The following is a 24,355-nucleotide window of genomic DNA, read 5'->3' on the forward strand; positions in this document are numbered from 1 at the left end:
ACGAAAGATTAAAAAAGTATAAACAAAAACAGCCCGCCTCCGAAGAGACAAGCTGTCGCTGATATAGAAATGATGATCGTTATGCGATTCAAGATTCTTAATTCTTGATTCATAATTCAAAGACGGATCACCGCTATTCGAAGGAACGGCGTGCCGGCCAAGAGCCTTGCATTTTGCGGAGTTGAATGATTTGCCCCGTGTGGTAGGCATCATGCATGAACATGGCCATTAGCGTATCTCCGATCGGGCCGCTCGGGATCGATTTCGCCAAATCGTCGTCCGTAAAAGCGGACAGCACCGCCTTCAGCTCGCGGTGAACCTCTTCCGTATTACGAACGGCAGCCTGCCAAGCGGCTTCCGGATCGGTAGCTTCTTCTCCGGCGAATGTGGCGTCGTTACCGTCATATGGACCGGGCTCGCCGCCTTGCAGCCGGGTTACCAGCCGCCTCTTGTAATACAGCAGATGGTTCACGTTTTCCCAGATCGTGTTCACCGCTTCCCCTGCAGGCCTCCAGCTTGCTTGTTCCGCCGTAAGTCCCGCTAAGGCAGGCTGCAGCGGGGGATACCACCCCTCCTGATCGTATGTAGAATCCAACTGCGCGCGAAGCAAATCAATCCGATTCATCGTTTCTCCTCCTTCGATTGGATAGGTAGATGAGCTATGAGACGATCGGTACCGTACGGTATAATAGCAAATAGACACATGCGGCTGAAGCACAGTCCGAAAATCGTCAACGATGATTGTAACTACCTAAATATATTATGATGGTTACAACTGAAGCATAACATAGCCTAATCATACTGGCAATGCATTTCTGGAGGACACACGATGGACTTATTGTTCGCGGATTTCCTGAACAGCGATTGGCGCGACTGGCGCGGGTCCGGCCGCCGGGAGGATAGGCTCGACAATCGGGAATGGCTGGCCTGGTTCTTACAGCGCTGGGCTCTGGAAGCGGCAGTGCCGCCGGATGCCGGTACCCGGGCGCAGCTTGGCGAGCTGCGCGACCGAATGCGCGCGATAATCGAGGCGCTTGTCGACGGAGGCCCGTTCGGAGAAGACGATATCGCGGCGCTGAACCGAGCCATGGAGCCGCTCATTTCCCATCCCCGGCTCGTGCACGGCGATACCGGATTCCGGTTCGAGCAAGCCTTCTCCGTGCACGGCTGGCCGCTTGCGATCGGCCTCATCGCCCGCTCGTTCGCCGAGCTGCTCGCCTCGGAAGAGCGATCCCGCCGCTTGAAAATATGCGCGAACGACGACTGCCGCTGGATCTTCGTCGATGAAAGCCGCAGCCGGACGAAACGTTGGTGCGACGACAAATGCTGCGGCAATCTGATGAAGGTGCGCGCCTTCCGGGCGCGCAAGGGTAAACAGCAAGCGCCGCCGAACTAATCGGCGCAGAACAAAAAACAAGGGCCCGGCGGGTAGCTTCACCTCCCGCGAGGCCCTTGTTCGATTTGCGTTTAAAGCTTGAACTTGTCCACTTCCTCTTGCAGCTCCTGCGCCATCCGGCTAAGCCGCTCCGCCGAGGACGAAATTTGCTCCACCGAAGCCAGCTGTTCCTCGCTCGCCGCAGAGACGGTCTGCACGCCGACCGAAGCGGCTTCCGTAATGGACAGCATTTCGCTCATCGATGCGGTCACTTGCTGCGTTCCCGCCGACATTTGCTGCGATGCCGCGGAAATCTCCTGAATTTGCTCGGCTACGTTTTGCACGGATTGAACGATGCTGCGGAACACCTCTCCCGCTTCCCGTACGCGAAGGATGCCCTTGTCGACCTCGCCGACGCCGCGGTCCATGGAACCGACGACATGCTCGATCGACTCGCGGATATGTCCGATCAGCTCGTTGATCTGCGACGCCGAAATTCTGGATTGCTCCGCAAGCTTCTTGACCTCGCCGGCCACGACGGCAAAACCTTTGCCGTGCTCGCCCGCACGCGCCGCTTCAATGCCCGCGTTCAAGGCCAAGATGTTCGTCTGGCTGGCGATTTCGGTCATGACGGTAACGATATGCTCGATTTCCTCCGAGCGTTCGCCGAGCTGGCGAACCAATTCCGCCGAGTCGCCGACCGATTGGCTGATGCTGTTCATTTGGCCGACCGCCTTTTGCAGCGTTTCATCGCCTGCGAGCGCATCTTTGCCCGCTTCTACGGCGGCGTCGGAAACGACGGAGGACGATTCGGCAATCCGCTGGATGCCTGCCGCGAGCTCGTCCATTGCCTGCGAGCTTTGCTTCACGCCTTGCAGCTGCACCTCGCTGCCCGACGCCACCTGCTCCATAACGCCCACGATCTGATCGGAAGCCAGCTTCGTTTGCTCCGCGCTGGAATCCAGCATTTCCGCCGTTGCCGCCACTTGATGCGCATTGTCCCGCAGTTGGCCGATCATCGCCTTTAACGACGCCGCCATTGTATTGACGTCGTTCGCCAATCCGCCGATTTCATCCCGCTTGCGGATCCGCAGCGGCTCGGCGGTCAAATCGCCGCCGGCGATGCGTTTCACCTGCCTCGCGATGATGCCGATCGGCCTTGTGATCGACAGCACGATCAGCAGGGCGATTATAATCGTACTGCCGCCCGCGATAAGCAGGATCGTATAAAATGTATGCTCCGCCTGCGCCACGTTCGTCAAAATACTATTCATCGGCATATGGAAGTAGAGCTTGAAGCCCGTATCCGCTATTGGGGCATATGTGACGATAAACTGTTCCCGGCCCTGGATATAATCTTCAACGCCTTCTTTCAGCTCCGGCTTCGCCAGGATGGCTTTCAGCGCATCCGGCAAGGAGGCTTGCTGCAACGTTTGGCCGACGGTCTCCTGCTGCATCGCATACCGGATAACCCCCTGATTGTCCAGCACGATCGGATAACCAGCGCCTTTGGCGACCTCTATATTTTTGAAAAATTTATCCATCATGGAATTAAAATCAATCGTGTACGACAGGACGCCGATGACCTTGTTCCCCGCCTCGTCCATAATCGGAACGGCTAATGCAAGGGAAGGCTTGTCCGTGCTTTTCGAAATAATGATGTTCGACACGTTTGGTTGGCCTTTCATTGCCGTCTTGAAATAGTCGCGATCCGCTATCGAGAGGTCTTGTACTTGCTTGTTGGTATGTACTTGAACGTTGCCCGCCGTATCGGTCACGAGTATATCGCTGCTGATGCCGGACAAATTGTGGAGCACCTTGATATATTGCTCTTGCGCGGCGCGATCGTTCGTCCGCATCACTTCGTTTTGCGAGGCCAGCATCAGCTCGGTAACCCGCTGATCCACCCATTCGACCATGTCATTCGCTTTATTCTCCGTCAAATTCCGATATACGTTAACTTCGCTATCCAAATGTTCGCTGGCGGCCATATTATAGATCACGGTCGTTCCGACAAAGAGCGGAATCAATCCAACAACAAGAAACCAGAAAATCAGCCGGGTACGCAAGGAAGTAACCCATTTCGGAAGTCGCGAAGGCTTCCGGGCTGTTGCCGCGGTTGGATCGGGCTTTGATTGGGTTGGGGTCGGTTTGTCGTTCGGCATCGTATGAGTCCTCCTAGAAGTTTGGTCCTTGGTCCTATTGTATCGGGTAGTCGGTCATATGGCCTAGTGCTTGAAGTCATATGAATGGTAATGAAAGTAATTTTGTGTCGATTTCAAGAACGTCACTGCGTGATATGCGATTCAACTTATAAATTCTGTTATGGTAAGTAAAGCCCCATTCGAAGCCTTTTCCACGATGAATGACCCTGCGTAAGAGGAAGCTTTCCTTGCCAAACAGAATTTAGGTCCATTGCGTTATATGCGATTCAACTTATAAATTCTGTTATGGTAATATAGAGTGGAGGCGCTGTTTGCGCCGGTCAGGAGGCCGATAAAACCATGAAATTATTGTCGATTGAACCGACTCCGAGTCCGAATACGATGAAGCTGAACATCGACGAGACGCTGCCGCAAGGCGTACGGAGAACATATACGACCGATTCCGGTCACATCGAGGGGGCGCCGCAGCTCATCCGGACGCTGCTCGCCATACCGGGCGTGCGCAGCGTGTTCTGCACGGCGAACTTTATCGCCGTCGACCGCAAGGGCAACGCCGATTGGCAGGCCATTCTTGCGGCGGCGCGCGAAGCTTTCGGCGGCGACGCCGCGGAGGCCGGGCTGCCCGCGGAAGGCGCCGGCTTTGCCGAGGCGTTCGGCGAAGCGCACGTGCTGCTGCAAGTGTTCCGCGGCATCCCGATGCAGGTGCGCGTGCGCGCCGGCGGCGAAGAAGCCCGTGCCGGGCTGCCGCAGCGGTTCGCCGACGCCGTGGCGCAAGCCGCCGGCGCGACGATGATCCGCGAGCGCAAGCTGGAGGAGCTCGGCGTCCGCTACGGCGAGCCGCGCGACATCGCGGAGGAGGTCGCGCAGGAGACCGACGCGGCGTACACCGACGAGCGGCTTGCCGAGCTCGTCCGGGCCGCCGCCGCGATGGGCTCCGCAGGCGGCGAAGCACCGCCGGAGCGGCGTGTCGAGCGAACGGCGGAGGAGCTCGCCGTGCTGCTCGGCGATGCCGACTGGCGCGTCCGCTACGCCGCGCTGGAGCAGATGAAGCCGTCGGCGGAGCTGCTGCCGCTGCTCGCCAAGGCGATCCGCGACGAGAAGTCGTCGATCCGCCGGCTGGCGGTCGTTTACCTCGGCGACCTGAAGTCGCCGGAGACGTTCCCGCTGCTGTTCGAAGCGCTGCGGGACGACTCGGCTTCGGTACGCCGCACCGCCGGCGATACGCTGTCCGACATCGGCGACCCGGCCGCAATCGGCCCGATGTGCGAAGCGCTTCGGGACCCGAACAAGCTCGTCCGCTGGCGCGCCGCGCGCTTCCTGTACGAAGCCGGCGACGAGACGGCGCTTGAAGCGCTGCGCGCTGCAGCGGACGATCCCGAGTTCGAGGTCAGCCTGCAGGTCAAAATCGCGATCGAGCGGATCGAAAGCGGCGAAGAAGCCGCCGGCTCCGTCTGGCAGCAAATGACGAATCGGAAGCAGTAGAGATTGGGATAGGATGTTCGATAAATGGACACCCCCCCTTTCGCCGAAAACGCACAAGCCGGGGATCCTGGCTTGTGCGTTTTTATGCCATTGCATAGGCTTTGCATTTTTGCCGTCGCATCGGCTTGTGCAGTATAATGATGCTAGTTAGGTTTCCCGGTGAAAACCGGCGATGCGTTTTCAATAGTTACCGAACTTATCGATATAAAATAACTGGAGTACATGCAGTTAATATGATGAATATTTCGCCGCCATGAAAAATAACGGGAAAAACTACATCTAATTTAACGATTGTGCTCAAATATCCGTAGAATCTCGGAATTTACCTGCATGTTTTCCATCTATTTGGTCAAATCCAGACATAGGCGACAAAATTACATACATGTTTTCCAGTTAAAATGATAACTCAGCTACTTGTCGTCACCGATCGGCACCGTCTAAACGAGTTCCGACCGTTCATTCGTTAATCCTATTAACTTTGCGAGGTGTTCCCTTGAAAAGCTCACATTATTTGGTGATCAGCGTGTTATATTTTTTTGCGGCGCTCGCCTTTTCCTATGTTTCGTACAGTTTCTTTACGCAGGACAACACCCGGTCGGGCATCATGTGGCTGATCGTCGCCGCTTTGTTCTTGCTCAGCTCCTCGATAAATTATTTCCTCGTCCGAAAGAAGAATAAACAAGGCTAGCAAGAAGCCAAGGCCCATGGGCCCATTCATTCCGCAATCAGCACCCAGCACCTATTCAATAAGGCTTGCGACGGAGGAGGAAGTACGATGAAACGAATCGATGTCGTGTATTGCTTGATTACGAACGAGGACAAAACGAAATTATTAATGGTGCAAAACAAAGACAACGGCCGCTGGACGTTGCCCGGAGGCGCTGTTGAACCTGGGGAAACGCTTGAAATCGCGGCGATTCGCGAAGCCAAGGAAGAAACCGGATACGATGTTCGCGTGCACGGAATTGTTGCGATGAATGAGTTAAGAAGCTCGGGGAGTAACGAGCATTTATTATTCATAACGTTTCGGGCCGAAATTGCCGGAGGAGAAGCCGGTATCGACCGTCCGGATGAAATTATGGAGATCGATTGGAAGGACATTGAACTGGCGGACCAACTGATGCCTTATTACAAAGACGGACTAAGCTCCATCGTTCGCGCAGACACGGAGATCACTTATTTTGACGAGGGCATCCATTAGATGGCTACATGGCGAAAGGAATGTTTGATCATAACCGTTTATTCCCTTGTTCCGGAAGTCATCGTATCTTAGCATGAGAATGAGATTTTGATATTAAAATGAAAAGGAGTGAGGGCAATGACGAACACAGGCAAATCTCTGCATTCAACTCGAAATCTGAATATCGTTGTATGTCTCTTGCCCTCATTTCTTTGTTCGTAAATTCGTAATGGATAATACCTTGGAGGGGGACGACGTGTACCTCCAGGGCTTGATTTTGAGCTGAAGTCACTGGCGGTTTGCAGTGGCTTTTTTTTGATTACCCATCACCTGCAAAGGGGTTGTTGATTTTCAACAGAGTCAGAATATGGTTTGGCGACGAGATCGAGAAATTAAAGCCTTTAGTTCGCGATGCTTACAGGCATATTCATGCTTATCAGTTGAACCGAACGCCGGTCAATGAAAGTAAAGTACGGGAATCCATTGGAAGCGCAACGCCGAGCTTGCAATTATTCATTCAGCACATTCCCGCCTATAAGGCAAAATACATTCAAATCCTGCAACAACAACAAGAGCTGAAGTCTTCCGATCTCATCATTTGCTTCGATCGGGCGATCTACGAGCTGCACCTGTATGCAACCATCGGAAGAAGCGGGGCATGGTCGCAGGAGCCCTGGAGCAAAGAACTGCGGGCATTGTTGGATGAACGTCAGGCATACGAGCAGCGCCCCGTCGCTTGCGATGAAACATTTTTGACAAGCGGGAAGCCTGCCTGCTCCGGTGAAGCTCAAGGTCCTGCCGCGCTAGTTACAAGCATGGAGGATCTGCCCAGAGTAAAAAAAGGAAGCATTCTGGTTGCGCCGATGACAACGCCTGATTTTATCGAGATTGCCGGTCTCCTCTCCGGACTCGTTACCGATCGCGGCGGCGTCGTTTGCCATGCCGCCATTCTGGCGCGCGAGTTCGACATTCCGTGCATTGTCGGCTGCGGGGATGCCACCCGGAAGATTCGGGACGGTCAACTTATTCGAATGGATGCGGTGTCCGGCATCGTTATGGGATGTGAAGAAACATGAATATCGTTCCTCTAGCCGAGGCAGCGGATCCGCTCCTCTACGGCGGCAAAGCTTCGTCGCTCTGTTTGGCGGTACGTCAAGGCTTAACCGTTCCAACGGGGTACGTCCTGTCAAAATTCGTTGTAAGCGAGTTTGCGGAGGGGCATTTAGCGGATGAATTGCATGCCCTGATTCGGGAACACAAAGCCGTTGCCGTCAGATCGTCGGCGATTGGCGAGGACGGTGAAACTTCCAGTTATGCGGGACAATTGAGGTCGTATCTGAATGTAACTTCCGTGTCCGGCATGCAAAAAGCCATTTGCGACGTTCGCGCATCCGCCTCTTCGAAGTCCGTCAAAGCCTATCGGGTGCAATCAGGGCTCTCCTCGCATCCCCTGGAAGTCGCTATCTTGATTCAACAAATGATCCCTTCCGATGTTTCCGGAATTATGTTCACTTGCAATCCCGTTACCGGCGAAGATGAAAGGGTCATCGAGGCCGCGCGGGGGCTTGGCGAAGCCATCGCTTCCGGGTACGTTACGCCGGATTTTTATCGGGTTCGAAGAAACGGGGAAATCGTTGAGCAAGCGATCGGGGATCAAGAGGCCCTCGTGAACTACGATCATTCCGGCAGTATTGCGAATGTGAAGTCGTCCGGCGGTTGCGCCAACTCCTTATGTCTGAACGCGCTTCAACTGCAGAAGCTCCTTAACTTGGCCTCTGCGTGCGAACATGTTTACGGAAGCCATCGTCTCGATATCGAATGGGCTTTTTACAAAGGGAAGCTCTTTTTGCTTCAATGCCGCAGCATTACCGGTCTAAACGCATAAACCGTATAAAATTGCTGCAGCACCATAAAGCTCCACGCTAAGTCAACTCGATTGCAAAGAGTTTGGACAATACCGATTATGCACCGGCCCACTTTCATTCGTGCTTGAAACATATGGGCAAGCCTAAGCAAGGTCCATACGGCGAAAATAAATGCAAAAGTACATCTTTTTCCCGCCAGGAAGACGCAATCTAAAGAAATAGCTGCGAATGTGCAGGTATTTCGAGCTAAGACGACCTAAAGTACCGCTTGAATGAGAAATAGATGTATCTTCGCATCTATTTACCCGACACAGATTCCAGCCGCAAAAATAGATGTACTTTTGCAGGTACTCGGCGCGGCGAATGACTTCCCTCCTCAAAAAATAAAACCGGCCCCGCGAGTGATCCGTGACCCGCAAAGATTCGTAGTCACGCAATAACGCGGTAGCCGGTTTTATTTTCATTAGCCGTGCAGCTTGCGGTAAACCTCATAGCTGCGGCGAGCACACTCGGAAATGGCGATCGGATGGAAGCCGTTAATTTCCGAATACATCGTGTCGTTCAGCTTGGACGTCCAGCTTTCCGGCAGCGCCTTCGCTCCGTCGATCGCACCCATGATCGAACCGACGGTCGCGCCGTTGCAATCCGTATCCCAGCCGCCGAGAACGGCGGTCGTGATCGCCGTTTCGAAATCGCCGCGAGCGAAGACGAGAGCGGCTGCGCACAAGGCGGCGTTGTTGTTCGTGTGCACCGGATGGTAATGCTTGAACGCTTCCCAAATCCGGTCGACAAGCTCAAGCTGGCTCTTCGCTTCATTCGCGATGTTGACTGCCAAGCGGATATCGCTGGCTAACCGGCTATGACGAGGGATTTCGCTTAGCCCGATCTCGATGATCCGTTCCGGATCGCTCTCAACGAACGCCGCGGCGATCATAGCCGACACGAACATGGCGCCATAGATGCCGTTCTTCACATGCGAGAACGAAGCGTCCCGCCACGCAAGCTCGGCCGCCAGTTCCGGCCGCCCAGCCGCGCCGTAGGCGAACCCGTCGACGCGGATTTGCGCGCCGATCCATTCGCGGTACGGGTTCAAGTACGTCCGCACCCAATCCCGCTGCGCTTCGGCATCATCGCCGCGGTTCCAGCCCCGCTGGTTGAGCAGCACGCTGAAGTTCGCATACGATTGCGCTTCCGCGGTGAACACTTTGCCGAACGGCAAATGCTTGAACCACATGAAGCCGGTGTCCCAAGAATCCCAATCCAGCCCTTTCTCCTCCAGCATGAGAAGTCCGAGCACGGTGTACCGAATATCGTCGTCGGTCTCCATATATTGAATGCGCTCTAGCTCGCTCTGCCGCGCATAACCGGCAAGATCTAGCCCATACTGCTCCTGCGCCCGCGATTGCCCCGGCGTATAATCCTTGATCGGCCAAGCGTCGGCCCCTTCGAACCACAGCTGGATGTTCCTCCACCCCGGATTCGCTTCCGTTCCGTACAAGTACGGCAGATGCTCCAGCGGCTTGCCCAGTGCGCAGCCGACGCTTCGTCCGAGCCAAGCGCCATGGAACTTGTCCCGCCACTGCTCCTCCGTCAAGCCCGCGCGCATCGTTCGCGGCCCTTCCGGTCTTGCGGCCCGAATTTCCTCCAGCCCGTTCGGCTCCACGAACGGAAAATCGGCCGCAATCGGCAGCGCCATCAATTCTTCGTATACGGCCGTCAGCTTGCCCGCGTCTTGCCCGGCTGACTCCACTTTCTGCTGAAACCCTTCGACGTTGCAGCCCTCTTCCCCACGCTGCTTGATTTCCTCCCGTATGACGCCTTGCAGTTGCTGCCATCCCCAACCTGACATAGGTTTCTCCCCCGATCTCCATGATCATTGCCTTAAGCGTTAACGAAATAGTCAATGTATACAGTTTCATTCTACAGGGGAGACCCGGCTGACGTCGTCTTATTTTCACCCGATAATTTCTCAAAAAGGGCTAACCTTGCCGCCTGTTCCCGATAGTCGAGCGGAGCGACGCCGACGATTTGCTTAAACGCGCGGTAGAACGGCCCGTGGCTCTGAAAGCCCGATGCATACATGACGTCCGGAATCGGCAGATCGGAGCTTGCGAGCAGCTTCTTCGCTTCGTTAATCCGCAAATGGAGCACATATTGCTTGAACCCGATGCCGAGCTTCTCCTGGAACAAATGTCTCGCCCGGGATGGACTTAACGCCAAATGCTCCGCGATGTCTTCCAGTGTGAGCGGTTCCCGAAAACGCTCGTTAATGAAATCGAGCACCGGCTTGATCCGGTAATACGACGTTAGCGTCCGGTTCCAGTCGGCCGACGGCGTTACCGCGACGTAATGTCGGAGCAGCAGGGCGCATATTTGCAAAATGAGGCCGCGCATCATGCCCGAATAACCGCGCTGCTCATGCCGATGTTCCTCCCCGAGCCGGCGGAACAGGTCGCCGATTTGCCGGGCGGCCGCGAGCTCGCCGGGAATCCGGTTCTGGAATTTGGTCGGCAAATAAACGAAGGGCAGCAGCAGCTCGGGATCCGCTTGTTCGAGCACACTCGCGCTGAAGTAGAGAAACAAATACCGGCTGGGGTTGTCCGCCCGCGATGCGGCGGCATGCCGCTCCAAATGGTTGACGACGAATACGTCGCCCGGTTCTACCGGATACGTCTTGTCGCCGAAATAAAACGTGCCGCTTCCCGACAAGCAATAACCAATTTCCAAATGGTCATGCGTATGGAAAGGGTCTACGTGCACGCGCGGCGACCATTCGAACAGGTGAATAAAAGAATCTTTGGCCATACGTCGATACCGTCCTTGATCGAAATTCATGAAGAAGGCTCAAATTCCCATGCCTCCAGTATACCGTGAATACAGGATCGACGCAGCGTGTTGTTCCATCCGTCGCATCCACAGCCGCTCCACGGTTGTCAGCCCGGCATCGGGATGGCGCAGCGCGGCTGGGATCGGCCATACCGTGTACTTGCAACGGCCCGGCGTCTCTGCGGAACGGCGCGCGATCCAGGTCGGGATATGCCGTACGCTCGCGACCCCGATGCTGCCGTCATTTTCCTGTCGTACGTTAATCTGTACGATGACCCCGCAATTTGTATGGGGGTTGTGATGAAGTCGAGTCGAAGCAAAGTTGCCGAGCGAAAAAATACCGTATTGCCCTTCGCTTGTACAAACGGTTGGCTGCAACACATGCGGATGAGAGCCGAGAATAATGTGGACGCCGTTTTGCAGCAGCTGCCGGACAAGCTCTTGCTGCGGGATCGGCGGAACATGAATGTATTCGCGGCCAAAATGCAAGCACACGACAACCAGATCGACCTCCCGTTTCATCCTGCGCACCGTGCGGAGAATGGAAATCGGGTCGACGAGATTGACGAGCCATCGTTTGCCCTCGGGCAGCGGCAGCTTGTTCGTTGATTTGGAATAACTGGCGATCCCGACGCGTATCCCCTGAACGTCCCGGATCAGATACGGCATTTCCCCCGGATCCTCGGCAAAAGTACCGGTATGCGCCAGTTCGTTGTCGTCGAGCACTTGCAGTGTACGAAGCAAGCCTTCCTCGCCGCGATCGAAGCAATGGTTGTTGCCGGTCGTCAGCACGTCGAAGCCTGCTCGCTTGAGCGCCGGGGCAAGCGCATCGGGACAATCGAACATCGAAAAGCCGGTCCGCCGGTTTTTCCTCGTGAACGGCGCCGACGTACCGGCAAGCGGCGTTTCCAAATTGCCGATCGTCAAATCGGAATCGCGCAAATAAGGCGCTACCTTTTCGAAAATGGAATCGAAAGTATACTCGCCGGTTTCCGGATCCAGGGCCGAAGGGATCAATTCGCCGATCATCAGAATATCGCCGGTCGCGGTGAGCCTGATTTGTTTGGCCATAATCGGGACGCTCCTTATACACAGATTCTCTAATGCTCGAAGGGCATGTCTGAAGGGACGTATGGTGGGTTTGATGGTGGGTTTGATGGTGGGTTTGATGGTGGGTTTGATGGTGGGTTTGATGGTGGGTTTGATGGTGGGTTTGATGGTGGGTTTGATGGTGGATCGGATGGCGGACGGTTTGAGATGAGATCATGGATCGCGAGCGGGCCAAACGCAGCCCATGCCTGCCTGTCACGCAATCATTGTATGTTGAAAATACCGGAGATGCTATACTGGTGCTGAGGTGAATCCGAACAATGGAAATCGTATTGAAGCTGCTCGAGACGGCCGAAGAAGCCGAATTGCTAGCGAAGCTGTTCGAGGAAAAAGGCATGCGCCGCGAGGAGGGGTACTTCGTGCGTTGCCTGGAGGAAAACCGCAGCGGCGTTCGGGTGACGCTGCTCGGATACGGCGACGGCCGGATCGCCGGCTGCGCGCATCTGCTTATGGTGTCCGCCTACCCGCTGTTCGCGGATAACGGCATTCCGGAGATCAACGATTTGAACGTATTCCCGGAATTTCGCCGCCAAGGCATCGCCGGCGCGATGCTGGACGAGTTCGAAGTGATCGCGACCGCAAGGGGATGCGCCCGAATCGGCATCGGCGTCGGGCTGTACAAAGACTACGGCAGCGCCCAGCGGCTCTACTGCCGCAAAGGATACATCCCCGACGGCACCGGCGTGAAATACGCCAACCGGGATGTGCCGCCGGGCGATAGGGTATGCCTTGACGATGATCTTGTGCTTTACTCCATTAAGGAGCTGGGATGAGTTACATCCAAAACCATCTGCAAGTTAGCCGGCCTCAGGTGATTTGACTCGCTTAACCCCCCGTGTGCCGCCGCAGAAATTCGGCGACTTCCTCCCGGTTTGGCACGGAGGCTTGAGCCCCTTCCCGCGTCACCGCAATGGCTGCGGCAGCCGATGCGAAACGGAGCGCTTCTTCCACCGGCGTCCCGGCCGTGACGGAAGCGGCGTATGCGCCGATAAACGTATCGCCCGCGGCCGTCGTATCGACAGGCTTCACGGGGAATATCGGCGTCCGGATCGTCGCGGCTCCGTCGACATAGATGGAGCCGCGCTCGCCGAGCGTAATAATGACCGCCCGCACGCCGCAAGCGAGCAGCCCTTTGGCTACATGCTCCGCCTGCTCCATGCTGCCAACCGATTCGCCGCTGACCGCCTCGGCTTCGGTTTCATTAAGCACAAGCGTATGGATCAGGCCGAGAACTTCTTGCGGGATGCGAACCGCCGGCGCCGGGTTCACGATCGACACGATGCCTTTGGCATGCGTGTATTCGATCACATGCTGCGTGACGACCCACGGAATTTCGTTTTGCAGCAGTACCGCATCGGCGCGAGCCAGCTCCGCTTCCGCCGCATCGACGTCGTCCGCCGTCAATTTTCCATTGGCGCCCGACGACAAAATGATGCTGTTCTGCCCCTTCGCATCCACCATGATAAACGCAAGTCCCGAGGATCCTTCCTTGCGGCACACCGAGGAGGTGCGCACCCCATACTTCGCGAGCGACTCCAGCAGCTCCGGACCGAAGCCGTCCGTCCCGACGGCCGCGATCATCGCAACATCCGCCCCCGAAAGCGATGCGGCAACCGCTTGGTTCGCACCTTTGCCGCCCGGCGAATAAGAGGTTCCGTATCCATGTATCGTTTCGCCAGGCAGTACGTGCTTTTCCACAGCGTTCACGATGTCCATATTTACGCTTCCCACAACAACAATTGAACTCATTGACAAATCCTCCATTGTTCAAACAATGATTTCTTTCCAGCAGTATACAATGCCAGCACATCATCTGCAATTCACTGTACGGAAAAACAAAAAAAAGAAACAGGAACATTCCTGCTTCTTCGCGGTTACATAGCCGCTTAACGACTGGTCGTGAACTTCAGCTCCAGCATAATATCGTTTGTCGAGTTTCCGGTGCCGAACGGCGTATAGGAGGCTTTGTAAGAACGCAGGCTCGGAACGGCCTCGAACAGCTGCTCCAAATCTTCGGCTAACGAATCGCCGCGCAAATAACGCACCTTCACGCTTGTTTCTCCCCGCTTGATCGCTTGCTTCACCTTGGCGGCAAGCTGTTCGAACGTAGCGGCCTTATTCTCGTCCTGCAAATATGGATAGCCGAGGTCCTTTTCCAGCTTGGCGTAGAAGGCGGCTTTATCCTTGGATGTCTCCTTCTTTATTAATGCCGTTAACGTTTCAGAATATGAAGTCGTGGCAGACGGATACGTTTTGGTCCAGGCATGGTCCTTCCTTAACTGCTTATCGGTGACGAGGTAATAGTTGTACGTCGTCCGGCCTTTTTTGTCGGGTACCGGATCGTCCCAAGTCGTGTCCAGATGGTACCACTTGCCGTCCAATTGGACAAGATTCCACGCATGTGCTCCGGTGCGAACCGTGCCTTCGGCGATTCGGGTCGGGATACCGGCTTCGTTAAGCATCTTGTAAGCGAGCAGCGAATAGCCCTGGCAGACGGTTTTCCCGCTCGTGAGCGCTTCGTATGCGGAGTAGGCTTGAAGCGATTCGTCGTAAGCGACGTTTAGCACGATCCAGTCGTGGATCGCTTTCACCTTCTGATGCGCGTTCATGCCGGGAGTGATGATCGTTTTGAGCGTTGCGGTCACTTTTTTGTTGACGTAATCGGTTTGCGCTTTATTTTCTTGATATTGCACCGTATAACGGACCGTCGCCGTTTTGCTCGTATAATTCGAGGAGTATCGATAGCTTTTTAAAATATAGGCCAAATAATCATCGGTATCGAGCGTTTCTGTCGTTAGCTTGGACAAGTTCTTGACGAGTTCGCTCGTATTGCCTTTGTAGGTAATCGTGAACGACTCGCTGCGTTTCTTCAATTGCGTTAGCAGCTGCTGCTTAAAATCGCTTTGCGACTGGGCCGCCCCGTCCGAGGAAGCTGCCGCCACTTCCACCGCCGCCGCCCAAGGCTCATTGCGCAGAAACGCCACAGCGGCAATCGAGCCGGCAACCAGGCAGCCGGCAATGACCAGTTTCACCGTCGTTGATGCTTTTGCGGTCATGCAAGCCACTCCTTTACTTCGGTATAAAACCATTATTGGCAGGGGGTGAGACAAGTGTCAATCCGACTTAGGACCTTTGCAGCGCCCTGACGTCTTTCCAGGAAATGCGTCGAATCTGCTCCCTTCGAAGCACTTGCTGGATCTGCGCATCCTGCAGCAACCAAAACTCAAGCTCCCTTTGCCTGTAATGAGGCGTTAAAGCTCTCGTCTCCTCGGCAGCCATTGCCGGGTGGGCGACAAGCTGCGTAATGCCGGGCTCCAGGTTTGCAAGCTGCTCTATAAGACGCTCTCTCGCCTCTTCAAAAGTCACATCCGGCTCCATGTCGTACGGAAGCCCGCATATGGCGTCAATCAGCACAATCCCGCGTTTTCCCGCGCTATCGATTCGTTTTTGAAACAACGCCTTCTGGCTCGCTGTAAAAAAAGGCTGCCGAACGATTTGCTTCGGCAAGTTGAACGGGAGCGCATACTTCTCGCATAAATCGAATACGACCTCCAAGAAGTCGCGCCCGGCATGCAGACCTAAGATGCTGCCTCCGTGACTGTCGAGATGCGTAGGATCAACGCCATAGGCAATGGCCGTCTGAATTTGCGCATCCAGCTCCAGCTTTACTTGTTCTGGATCGGCATGGATTTCAACGTGCGCCCCGTCGTGCGGAAAATTCCCGTTCTCCGTCGTCAGACTGCGCAGCGCGGACTTCCTGTACACCGGAATATAAGCCATCCGTTCGGAGCTAGTCAATGTCAAATGAATGCCAACGCTAGCCTCGGGATGATCCTTGCCGAACATGGCCGCTTCCATCGCAGCGGGACAAGGCATCATTAGCGATGCCGACGTAATGCAGCCGTTCCCGAACAGCTGCATGATCGCTTGATTGCCGGCATGCGAAATGCCAAAGTCGTCCGCGTTGATGATCAAGTATCGTTCTTTGCCCAGGTGCTGCAGGTTAAGTGTCATAATGCTCCTCCTCATCGGATCGAGAAATTCGGACAAAACAAAGGGGACGCACCATCACCGAAGTGATCGTACGTCCCGTGTCGCCCAAGTTTATTTACTAAGATTATTTATTGGGATTATATCTCTGAAATTATAAATGTCAACCATTCGGATTCAAAATTATAATCAAAATAAAATAATTGTTGCATAACCTGTCCAATCCGTGCTATTATACTTCTTGTGTCCTTGGAGCTGTGGTGTAGAGGCCTAACATGCCTGCCTGTCACGCAGGAGACCGCGGGTTCGAATCCCGTCAGCTCCGCCATTACTTCCCTTGATTAGGGATGAGGACCATTTGGGTTCGTCGAAGCATAAGCTTCGATTGCACTACTTCGCAGTCGCGTAACGTAGTGAAGCGTATCCCGTCAGCTTGAACTTGAACTTATTTATTAATATCGATCAACGAGCAGAGACAACGTCTCTGCTCGTTTTGGCATATTGCTACAATTTCGCAAGAAAGCTGGTGAACGCCTATGAAACGCGGCCGTTTTGCCCCGACGCCGTCCGGACGCATGCATATCGGCAACGCCCTGTCCGCCGTGCTGGCTTGGCTCCAAATGCGCAGCCAAGGGGGCGTATTCGTGCTGCGCATCGAAGATATCGACAAGCCGCGCTCCCGCCCGGAATTCATTCGGCAGATCATCGACGATCTGCGCTGGCTCGGGCTCGACTGGGACGAGGGGCCGGATGTCGGCGGTCCGTACGGCCCGTACGAGCAAAGCGACCGCGGCGAGCTCTACGAAGCGGCGCTGTCGCGTCTGGCTGCCAGCGATCGGCTTTACCCGTGCTACTGCAGCCGAGCCGAGCTGATGGCGATCGCCAGCGCGCCGCACGGGCTCGCCGCGGAGGGGCCGGCTTACCCCGGCACGTGCCGGGGCCTGACGCCGGAGGAGCGCGCCGCCAAAGCAGCCGCCAAAACGCCGTCGCTCCGCTTCGCCATGCCGGACCGGCCGATCGGCTTCGACGATCTCGTGCACGGGCCGCAGCTCGCCCCGCCTGGAACTGGCGGAGACTTCGTCGTACAGCGCGCCGACGGCATCGTCGGTTACCAGCTCGCCGTCGTCGTCGACGACGACGCGATGAAAATCACCGACGTCCTGCGCGGCGCCGACCTGCTCGACTCCACGCCCCGCCAGCTCGCCCTGTACGAAGCGCTCGGCATGACGCCGCCGCGATTCGCCCACGTCCCGCTGCTGCATGCCCCCGACGGGCAGCGGCTGTCGAAGCGGCACAGCGCGCTCGCGCTTGCCGAAATGCGCGCCGCAGGCGTCAGCGCCGAGCAAGCAATCGGCAGGATCGCGCACTTCGCCGGGCTCATCGACCGTCCCGAGCCGGTCCGTGCAGCGGACTTGGTTGCCGATTTCGACCTAGCGAAGGTGCCGCATGAGCCGATCACAATCGGCGCTTCCGTATGGGAGCGTATGACTGGCGGGTAACCGTAGAACTTAGCAAGAAAAAATGTTCCCTGCCCGCCGCCACAGCCTCAAGCTCGGCTGCAGCATACCGGTGGGAAGGGCTACGAAGGAACTCGAAACACAAAAAGAGCCCATGCATAGTTACGCATAGGCTTCCCGACAAAATGCTGCATCATATCGCATCGATTTGTTCCAGCGAAATGACGGCTTGCTCCAGCATCATCGGGATTTCTTCGATGTCGGCTTCATCGATTTTGCCGCGGAATGACAAAATGATTTTCGCAAACTGGCGCTCCGACAAGCTGCCTTGAGCGATGCCAAACTTCCCGGCGGGCTCGTCCGTGCGGCGTTCGCCGCCTTCCCGCGCCTCCGGAATAATAATCGTAGCGAGCTCAAGCGCAATCTCCGCCGCTTCGTTCCAATCGTCCGCAATGACAGCATGCGCCGCGCTAACGACTTCCAGCTTGCTCTCCGGCAGCTCGAACATAAGCTGCAAATGCGCCCCCGGAGCCGATGCCGCATCCGCGATCCGCAGCGTGCGCAGCTCGCCCGCGAAGTCGTCCAGCTCGCTGCGCAGCGTCACTTCCCCGGCGCAAACGCCTTCCGGCCGTCGAAACCGCATCCGAAACGTTCGCCCCATGCTGGCGAGATCGACTAGATCCTCGCGGCCGATCACCGACAGCGCCCCTTCCCGGTCGAGATCGTATAACGCCCCTTCCAGAGAAACCTTCAAATTATCGAATATCGTCGGATCAAACAACGCCCTATCCTCCATTATGTTTCAAATATGACTTCTCCGGTTAAAGACAGGTCATACCCGCCGATCGAGCTCAGCTCCGACCGAAACGCATCCGACCGCAAAATATCGCGGACCGCCGCGATCCATTCCAGCCGGTGCGGCTCTTTCAGCATCACCAAATCATATCTTTCCTGAATGAGCGGTATAAAATCAACGCCTACGATAAACGCCGCCTTATCCGTCCCGACGCCGACATCCGCTTCCCCGCTCGCCACCTTGCCGGCTACGCCAAGATGGCTTGTCTCCTCGGCCTCGTATCCGTTCACCCGCTCCGCATCGATTCCGTGCAGCCGCAGCTGCTCGTCGAGCAGCACGCGCGCGCCGGAGCCTTTCTCGCGGCTCGCCAGCCGGATACCGTCCATCGCCAGATCACTCCAGCCCGCGATCCCCTTCGGGTTCCCTTTTTGCACATACAGCCCGGCGGGACGAGAGAGCATATTCATCACGACATACCGGTGTCCTGTTAATATTTTCCGAATATAAGGCACGTTATACGTCCCCGTATCTCCGTCAAGCAAGTGAGTGCTGACGACATCGGATTGCCCCTGCACCATCGCGATGAGGCTTTCCAAACTGCCCGCGTGCGAACGGAGCGGCCTGGCCTCCGGCAGCTTCTTTTCCATATATTTTGCCAAAATATCCAAGCTGACATCCTGCCCCGTGATGACGACCGGTCTCATCCCCGACGGCCTAGGAATCCCGGCGACGCCTGCAAAATGAACCCCCGCTACCGATGCCGATGCCGCGATAACTCCAGCTTCCGCACCCGTAGGATTACTCAAGCTTGCAGCTTCCTGCCCAAGAACCGCCGCATTCCTTAGGTCCGCCGCCGCTCCCCTTGCGGATGCCGCAGCCCCCTCGCGCTTCGCCTTCGCCTTGTACGCTTCCAGATCGTCCGCATCGATCCGCATCTGTTTGCCGACCCGATACGCCGTCAGCTCGCCCTTTTTAATGAGATCGTACACCGTCAGCTTCGAAACCCTTAACAATCCGGCAACTTCCTCCGTCGTATACGAGACGTGCTCCGCCATGCCAATCGCTCCCTACCCGTTGCATTCTTTCCTAATGCATTTTATCATATCAGGTTTTCCGATTTCATTAAACCAAACCGATCCATACCACACTAGTTATAACTATTTATATTTAATCATAACGAAACATAACGAAAACTATATATTCAACAAAGCTTCTATGTTAAAATATTTCACAAAAACGAGCTCGGACGGAGGGATTTTCGATGACTCAAAAAAAATGGCTGATCGCCGCCATTACTTTGCTTGCAGCACTTATCGTTACGATTGCCGTAGTGCAATTCATAGCCAAGCCCAGCAAAACAACGCTCACCGTTTCAGCCGCGGCCAGCTTGAAAGATAGCTTAGACCAAATCCAACCGTTGTTCGAAGCGAAGTACCCCGACATTCAACTGACATTCAACTACGGAGCGTCAGGCGCACTGCAGCAGCAGATCGAGCAAGGCGCGCCCGCAGATTTGTTTATCTCGGCGGGCCAAAAGCAGATGCAGGCATTAGTCGACCAATCGCTGATCGATCCGGCCAAGCAGCATCCGCTTCTTGCGAACGAGCTTGTCGTTGTTGTGCCCGGCGATTCCGGGACGTCTCTTTCGTCGGTTGCCGAGCTGACTGGCTCGGGCATAAAAAAGATCGCGGTCGGAGAGCCGGAGTCGGTTCCAGCCGGTACATACGCGCAGCAGTCGTTGACGGCCGGCGGCATATGGGATACATTGAAGGATAAGCTTGTGTTCGCCAAAGACGTCAGGCAGGTGCTGACTTACGTCGAAACCGGCAATGCCGATGCGGGCTTCGTGTACCGGACGGACGCGATGACCTCGGATAAAGTTCACATCGCATTCGGCATCCCTGACGATACGCATAAACCGATCGTGTATCCGGTCGGCATTCTGAAGCAATCGGAGCATGCCAAGGAGGCCGAAGATTTGTATACCTATTTATCCGCCCAGGAGGCGCAGCATATTTTCAGCCAAAACGGCTTCAAACTACCGGCCAAATAAATCGTATGAACATGATCGAATGGAACGAGTTTTTCCGCCCTATTGCGTTATCGCTTAAAATATCCCTTGTGGCGAGCGTCATCGTGTTTCTGCTCGGCACCTTTGCGGCGAAGCTGATGGCCCGGGCCCGATTCCGCGGCAAAACGGCCGTGGAGACGATCCTGTTATTGCCGCTCGTGCTGCCCCCTACCGTCGTCGGTTTTTTGCTGCTCGTCTGGCTCGGCCGGCGAAGCTGGATCGGTAAAGCCTTCGAGTGGCTGTCCGGCCAGCCGATCATCTTCTCGTGGGGAGCGGCGGTGATCGCGGCCGTTACGGTCGCGTTTCCGCTCGTCTACAAAACGGCCAAAGTGGGCTTTGCTTCCGTGGATGCACATCTGGAGGATTCGGCGCGTTCGATGGGAGCGAGCGAATGGCAGGTCATGCGCTACATTTCGATTCCGCTGTCTTACCGTTCGCTCTTGTCGGGTTATATTCTCGGCTTCGCGCGAGCGCTCGGCGAATTCGGCGCAACGCTCATGATCGCGGGCAACATCCCCGGCAGGACGCAGACGGTTCCGACCGCGATTTACGTCGCCGTCGATTCCGGGAATATGAGTCTCGCCTGGTGGTGGACCGGGTCGATTATCGTCATTTCTTTTGCGATGCTTCTGTTTGCGGGGAAGAAGCTGTAGCGGCTATGCCTCTCGGACCGCACGCGGTGCAATGCGCTCAACCCTCTCACCGTGGCACGGCACCCGGGCGAATAAATGTCGATATGCTTTCAGCATCGAAGTCCCGGCAGTTCAGCGCTCGACCATATCGCGATTACAACTAGACCCTACAGAACGGTGTCCGGCCGCATCGCTGCAACTTCAAAGCCCCGCGAAACGGACCTCTCGGCCGGTATCGCGGGGCTTCTTGTGTTGGTTTGGCGGCACAGCCACATAATGAATATTTAGCGCGGATGACGCAACCTTCGCCCATTTCCTTCCGCCTGCGCTATCCTTTCGCGCGCGAAGACGATCGCATCAGCCATAAGAAATACGGCGCGCCAAGCACGGCAACGACTAGCCCGGATGGAATATCCTTCGGAATGAGGATGATCCGGCCGACCACATCGGCCAGCACGAGCAGACAGGCGCCGAGCAGTGCCGACAGAATGACCAGGCGGCGATGGTTATGCCCCGCAAGCATGCGCGCAGCATGCGGTGCGAGCAAACCGACGAAGCCGACGGTCCCGACCGTCGCTACCGATGCGGCCGCCAAAGCGACGCCGATGACGCCGCCCACCAACCGCGTACGGTTCACCTGCAGCCCGAGATTCGTGGCGACTTCGTCGCCGAAGCCCGACACGTCCAGCTTGCGCGCGTAATACCAAGCAAGCGGGAGCAGCAGTGCCGGCCATAGAAGCAGCCGGGACAGCTCCTCCCAGCCTCGTGCATACGTCGTGCCTGACAGCCAGGCCAACGCCGCGGCGGCGAACATCTGAGCCTTAATGACAAGCAGCTGAATGCCGGCCGAACCGAACGCGGATACGGCGATCCCCACCAGTGCGAGTACGGCAGGCTGCAGCCCGGTCCGCCACGCGATCATGTAGACGATGGCGGCGGCAAGCACAGCTCCGACGAATGCGCCGATCGGCAGCATCACGACAGGCAGCTCCGGCCAAACCACGATCATCAAGAGCGCCCCGCAGCCGGCACCCGCCGTCACGCCGACGATCGACGGATCGGCCAGAGGATTGCGGACGACGCCTTGCAGCAGCAGCCCGCTCACAGCCAGCGAGGCTCCCGCGAACGCGGCAACGAGCAGGCGAGGCAGCCTCAGGTCCATTATGATGTTCCTCGCCATATCGGGCCCGCTTCCGAAGAACACGGCGAATAATTCCGAGACGCTGATCTTGATGCCGCCGAGAGCTAATCCGGCAATGACGGCAACGACAAGCAGAACGCCGCAGGCCGCGACCAAAACCGGGAACGGGACTTTGCGCGACAGGGCCCCCGTGGACGCACCGGACGACTTCGGCACGTCCTTGCCACTCCGTCCGGCGCGATAGGCAAGCCAGATCAGCCACGGTGCACCGATAGCGGCGGTCATGGCGCCTACGGGCATCTCGCCGACAAGGTTCGTAAACATCCGGGCCAGCGCATCGGCGCCCACGACGACGATGGCCCCCCAGATCGCCGCGGCAGGGATGAGCTTCAGATGGCGGCGATACCCCAGAAGCCGCATCAGATGCGGCGCGATCAAGCCGACGAAGCCGATCGGCCCGACAACGCTGACCGTAATGCCGGCGAGCAGCACGGCAAGCCCAAGGCCCGCGAACCGGGTTCGGCCGACACGCTGCCCAAGCGAGCTGGCCACCTCCTCGCCCAGTTCCATTAAATCAAGTGCCCGCGAGAGGAAGACGGACAGCAGGATGCCACCCGCGACCCAAGGCCATGCGAACGTGACGCCGCTCCAATCGTTCTGCACGAGAGAACCCGCACCAAACAGGAACAGCTTGCTCGTTTCGTTCGAGAACATCATTTGCAGCGCTCCCGTGAACGCGGATAATGCCATGCCGACAACGGTTCCGGCCAGCGCCATCCGGACAGGGGTCGCCCATTTGCCTCCGGCAAGCGCATACGACAGCAGCGCCGCGGCGATACCCCCGGCCAACGCGAGCAACACGGAATAACCGGAAGCCAGCTTCGGCGCAAAAATAACGGCGGCAACCACCATAAAATAAGCCCCCGCATTAATGCCAAGCGTTCCTGCCGACGACAGCGGATTGCGCGTCACCGTCTGGAGCAGCACCCCGGAAACGGCCAGCGCGGCGCCCGCGATAACGCCGATCACCGCACGAGGCATGCGGAGCGTCCGGACGATATGATGCTCCGCCAGGTCCGCGGGAGCAAACACGGCATCGACGACCGTGCTGAACTTCAAGCCAGCTTCCCCCTGCGTAATATGAATCATCATGAGCAGCAGAAGGAGAGCGATACCTCCGCCGTATATCAATAACCCCGATAACCAAAAGGGAAGCCAGGCCGACTTGGCGTCAACCTGGCTTTTTACGGAACTCATCATGTGAAAGGCCCTCCAAAACGTAATATCTATGCGTTCGCGGCGACCGGCGCGCGGTCGTCCTGTTTATTCGTTGTTGCAGTTGCCGCGGCAGCCACGCCGGATTTGCCGTCTTCCTTAGCCGCTTCTTGCTTCGCCCGATCGCTTGCCAATCCGTACGGAATGCACAGCGGCATTCCCGTCCGCGGGTCCGGCACGATATCGGCCTCGACATTGAATACCTCGCGAAGCAGCTCGTGCGTCAACACGTTCTGCGGAGCGCCTTCGCCGCACACGACACCTCGCTTGATCGCAACGATATGGTGGGCGTATTGGGAGGCATGGTTCAAATCGTGAACGACCATCACGATCGTGCGGCCTTCTTCTTCGTTCAGCTTGCGGAGCAGCTTCAAAACCTCGAATTGATGCGCCATATCAAGGAAAGTCGTCGGTTCGTCCAGGAACAAAATGTCCGTTTGCTGGGCGAGTGCCATTGCGATCCAGGCCCGTTGACGCTGGCCGCCGGACAGCTGGTCGGCCGGGCGATCGGCAAAATCGCTCATCCCGGTTACCTCAAGCGCCCATCTTACGATATCTTTATCTTCCGGCTTCAGCGTGCCGAAGCCGCGCTGATGCGGGAACCGCCCATACGATACAAGCTCGCTGACCGTGAGTCCGTCGGGTGCGACCGGATTTTGCGGCAGAATCGCCAAGCTTTTCGCCACATCGCGGGTCGATTGCTGATGAATCGATTTGCCGTCGAGGAAGACGCCGCCGCCCTTCGGCTTCATGATGCGGGCCATCGTCTTCAGGATCGTCGATTTACCGGACCCGTTCGCGCCGACTAGCGCGGTGATCCGATGATCTGGAATGGATACGTTCAGATCCTGGACGATCAAGCGTTCTTCATAAGCAATATCCAACTGTTTCGTATGTAAACGACTCATGTCGCTTCCCCCTCTGGACGCCGGACAGCATGTTCCGGCACGATAATGATAACGATTATCAATGATTAACTATAGTAATGAT

Annotated in this window: 23 protein-coding genes and 1 tRNA gene; 12 read left to right on the forward strand and 12 right to left on the reverse strand. The window is 56.4% G+C overall.

Annotated features, from left to right (window positions below; all coding sequences use genetic code 11):
- Positions 1-133 precede the first annotated feature (133 nt).
- Entirely contained in the window at positions 134-625 is a 492-nt protein-coding gene (locus AC0LWM_RS11160) for a DinB family protein (protein ID WP_474675008.1), read from the reverse strand.
- Between the two features lie 204 nt (positions 626-829).
- Here AC0LWM_RS11160 and AC0LWM_RS11165 point away from each other — a divergent pair, with 204 nt between their 5' ends.
- On the forward strand, positions 830-1,396 hold the full coding sequence (locus AC0LWM_RS11165) for a CGNR zinc finger domain-containing protein (protein ID WP_474675009.1): 567 nt from the start codon (positions 830-832) through the stop codon (positions 1,394-1,396).
- Between the two features lie 71 nt (positions 1,397-1,467).
- Here AC0LWM_RS11165 and AC0LWM_RS11170 read toward each other — a convergent pair whose 3' ends face one another.
- Entirely contained in the window at positions 1,468-3,540 is a 2,073-nt protein-coding gene (locus tag AC0LWM_RS11170) for a methyl-accepting chemotaxis protein (protein WP_474675010.1), read from the reverse strand.
- A gap of 339 nt (positions 3,541-3,879) precedes the next feature.
- Between AC0LWM_RS11170 and AC0LWM_RS11175 the strand changes: the two genes are divergently transcribed.
- From AC0LWM_RS11175 to AC0LWM_RS11195, 5 genes are all read left to right on the forward strand, one after another.
- A complete protein-coding gene (locus tag AC0LWM_RS11175) occupies positions 3,880-5,022 on the forward strand; it encodes a conserved virulence factor C family protein (protein WP_474675011.1) in 1,143 nt (380 codons plus the stop codon).
- A gap of 493 nt (positions 5,023-5,515) precedes the next feature.
- Positions 5,516-5,710, forward strand: a complete 195-nt coding sequence (locus AC0LWM_RS11180; protein WP_474675012.1) for a hypothetical protein — start codon at positions 5,516-5,518, stop codon at positions 5,708-5,710.
- 87 nt (positions 5,711-5,797) lie between these two features.
- Positions 5,798-6,223 carry an NUDIX hydrolase gene (locus AC0LWM_RS11185; protein ID WP_474675013.1) on the forward strand — a complete coding sequence of 142 codons (426 nt, stop codon included), beginning with the start codon at positions 5,798-5,800 and terminating at the stop codon, positions 6,221-6,223.
- Between the two features lie 323 nt (positions 6,224-6,546).
- The gene (locus AC0LWM_RS11190) at positions 6,547-7,278 is read left to right on the forward strand and encodes a PEP-utilizing enzyme (protein WP_474675014.1); all 732 of its coding nucleotides are present in this window, start codon (positions 6,547-6,549) and stop codon (positions 7,276-7,278) included.
- On the forward strand, positions 7,275-8,087 hold the full coding sequence (locus AC0LWM_RS11195) for a PEP/pyruvate-binding domain-containing protein (RefSeq protein ID WP_474675015.1): 813 nt from the start codon (positions 7,275-7,277) through the stop codon (positions 8,085-8,087). Before AC0LWM_RS11190 ends, AC0LWM_RS11195 begins: the two co-directional genes overlap by 4 nt.
- A gap of 443 nt (positions 8,088-8,530) precedes the next feature.
- On the opposite strand, the gene AC0LWM_RS11200 is transcribed toward AC0LWM_RS11195, so the two are convergent.
- From AC0LWM_RS11200 to AC0LWM_RS11210, 3 genes are all read right to left on the reverse strand, one after another.
- Positions 8,531-9,916 (reverse strand): ADP-ribosylglycohydrolase family protein, encoded by a 1,386-nt coding sequence (locus AC0LWM_RS11200; protein ID WP_474675016.1) that lies wholly within the window; start codon positions 9,914-9,916, stop codon positions 8,531-8,533.
- A 71-nt stretch (positions 9,917-9,987) separates the two neighbouring features.
- Positions 9,988-10,872 carry a helix-turn-helix domain-containing protein gene (locus tag AC0LWM_RS11205; protein WP_474675017.1) on the reverse strand — a complete coding sequence of 295 codons (885 nt, stop codon included), beginning with the start codon at positions 10,870-10,872 and terminating at the stop codon, positions 9,988-9,990.
- A 39-nt stretch (positions 10,873-10,911) separates the two neighbouring features.
- Positions 10,912-11,964 (reverse strand): CapA family protein, encoded by a 1,053-nt coding sequence (locus AC0LWM_RS11210; protein WP_474675018.1) that lies wholly within the window; start codon positions 11,962-11,964, stop codon positions 10,912-10,914.
- Between the two features lie 61 nt (positions 11,965-12,025).
- Here AC0LWM_RS11210 and AC0LWM_RS11215 point away from each other — a divergent pair, with 61 nt between their 5' ends.
- Positions 12,026-12,154, forward strand: a complete 129-nt coding sequence (locus tag AC0LWM_RS11215) for a hypothetical protein (protein ID WP_474675019.1) — start codon at positions 12,026-12,028, stop codon at positions 12,152-12,154.
- Positions 12,155-12,263: 109 nt separating this feature from the next.
- Positions 12,264-12,776: a GNAT family N-acetyltransferase gene (locus tag AC0LWM_RS11220; protein WP_474675020.1), complete on the forward strand. Its 513-nt coding sequence runs from the start codon at positions 12,264-12,266 to the stop codon at positions 12,774-12,776.
- Positions 12,777-12,828: 52 nt separating this feature from the next.
- On the opposite strand, the gene rbsK is transcribed toward AC0LWM_RS11220, so the two are convergent.
- From rbsK to AC0LWM_RS11235, 3 genes are all read right to left on the reverse strand, one after another.
- Positions 12,829-13,752 (reverse strand): ribokinase, encoded by a 924-nt coding sequence (gene rbsK / locus AC0LWM_RS11225; RefSeq protein ID WP_474675021.1) that lies wholly within the window; start codon positions 13,750-13,752, stop codon positions 12,829-12,831.
- A 137-nt stretch (positions 13,753-13,889) separates the two neighbouring features.
- Complete coding sequence (locus tag AC0LWM_RS11230; RefSeq protein WP_474675022.1) at positions 13,890-15,059, reverse strand: transglutaminase domain-containing protein; 1,170 nt, start codon at positions 15,057-15,059, stop codon at positions 13,890-13,892.
- Between the two features lie 67 nt (positions 15,060-15,126).
- Complete coding sequence (locus AC0LWM_RS11235) at positions 15,127-16,017, reverse strand: polysaccharide deacetylase family protein (RefSeq protein WP_474675023.1); 891 nt, start codon at positions 16,015-16,017, stop codon at positions 15,127-15,129.
- 227 nt (positions 16,018-16,244) lie between these two features.
- Here AC0LWM_RS11235 and AC0LWM_RS11240 point away from each other — a divergent pair.
- Together AC0LWM_RS11240 and gluQRS are read left to right on the forward strand one after the other, a co-directional pair.
- A tRNA-Asp gene (locus AC0LWM_RS11240) sits at positions 16,245-16,321 on the forward strand.
- A 208-nt stretch (positions 16,322-16,529) separates the two neighbouring features.
- Entirely contained in the window at positions 16,530-17,492 is a 963-nt protein-coding gene (gluQRS, locus tag AC0LWM_RS11245) for a tRNA glutamyl-Q(34) synthetase GluQRS (RefSeq protein ID WP_474675024.1), read from the forward strand.
- A 151-nt stretch (positions 17,493-17,643) separates the two neighbouring features.
- On the opposite strand, the gene AC0LWM_RS11250 is transcribed toward gluQRS, so the two are convergent.
- Both AC0LWM_RS11250 and AC0LWM_RS11255 read right to left on the reverse strand, forming a co-directional pair.
- Complete coding sequence (locus tag AC0LWM_RS11250; protein WP_474675025.1) at positions 17,644-18,231, reverse strand: hypothetical protein; 588 nt, start codon at positions 18,229-18,231, stop codon at positions 17,644-17,646.
- Positions 18,232-18,245: 14 nt separating this feature from the next.
- Entirely contained in the window at positions 18,246-19,301 is a 1,056-nt protein-coding gene (locus tag AC0LWM_RS11255) for a helix-turn-helix transcriptional regulator (RefSeq protein WP_474675026.1), read from the reverse strand.
- A gap of 206 nt (positions 19,302-19,507) precedes the next feature.
- Between AC0LWM_RS11255 and modA the strand changes: the two genes are divergently transcribed.
- Together modA and modB are read left to right on the forward strand one after the other, a co-directional pair.
- Entirely contained in the window at positions 19,508-20,299 is a 792-nt protein-coding gene (gene modA / locus AC0LWM_RS11260) for a molybdate ABC transporter substrate-binding protein (RefSeq protein WP_474675027.1), read from the forward strand.
- 5 nt (positions 20,300-20,304) lie between these two features.
- Positions 20,305-20,970, forward strand: coding sequence for a molybdate ABC transporter permease subunit (modB, locus tag AC0LWM_RS11265; protein WP_474675028.1), 666 nt, complete (start codon positions 20,305-20,307; stop codon positions 20,968-20,970).
- A gap of 307 nt (positions 20,971-21,277) precedes the next feature.
- Here modB and fhuB read toward each other — a convergent pair whose 3' ends face one another.
- Positions 21,278-23,350 (reverse strand): Fe(3+)-hydroxamate ABC transporter permease FhuB, encoded by a 2,073-nt coding sequence (gene fhuB, locus AC0LWM_RS11270; RefSeq protein ID WP_474675029.1) that lies wholly within the window; start codon positions 23,348-23,350, stop codon positions 21,278-21,280.
- Between the two features lie 26 nt (positions 23,351-23,376).
- The gene (locus AC0LWM_RS11275) at positions 23,377-24,273 is read right to left on the reverse strand and encodes an ABC transporter ATP-binding protein (RefSeq protein WP_474675030.1); all 897 of its coding nucleotides are present in this window, start codon (positions 24,271-24,273) and stop codon (positions 23,377-23,379) included.
- Positions 24,274-24,355: the final 82 nt, after the last annotated feature.

It is taken from the genome of Paenibacillus sp. sgz302148 (genome assembly GCF_056120465.1).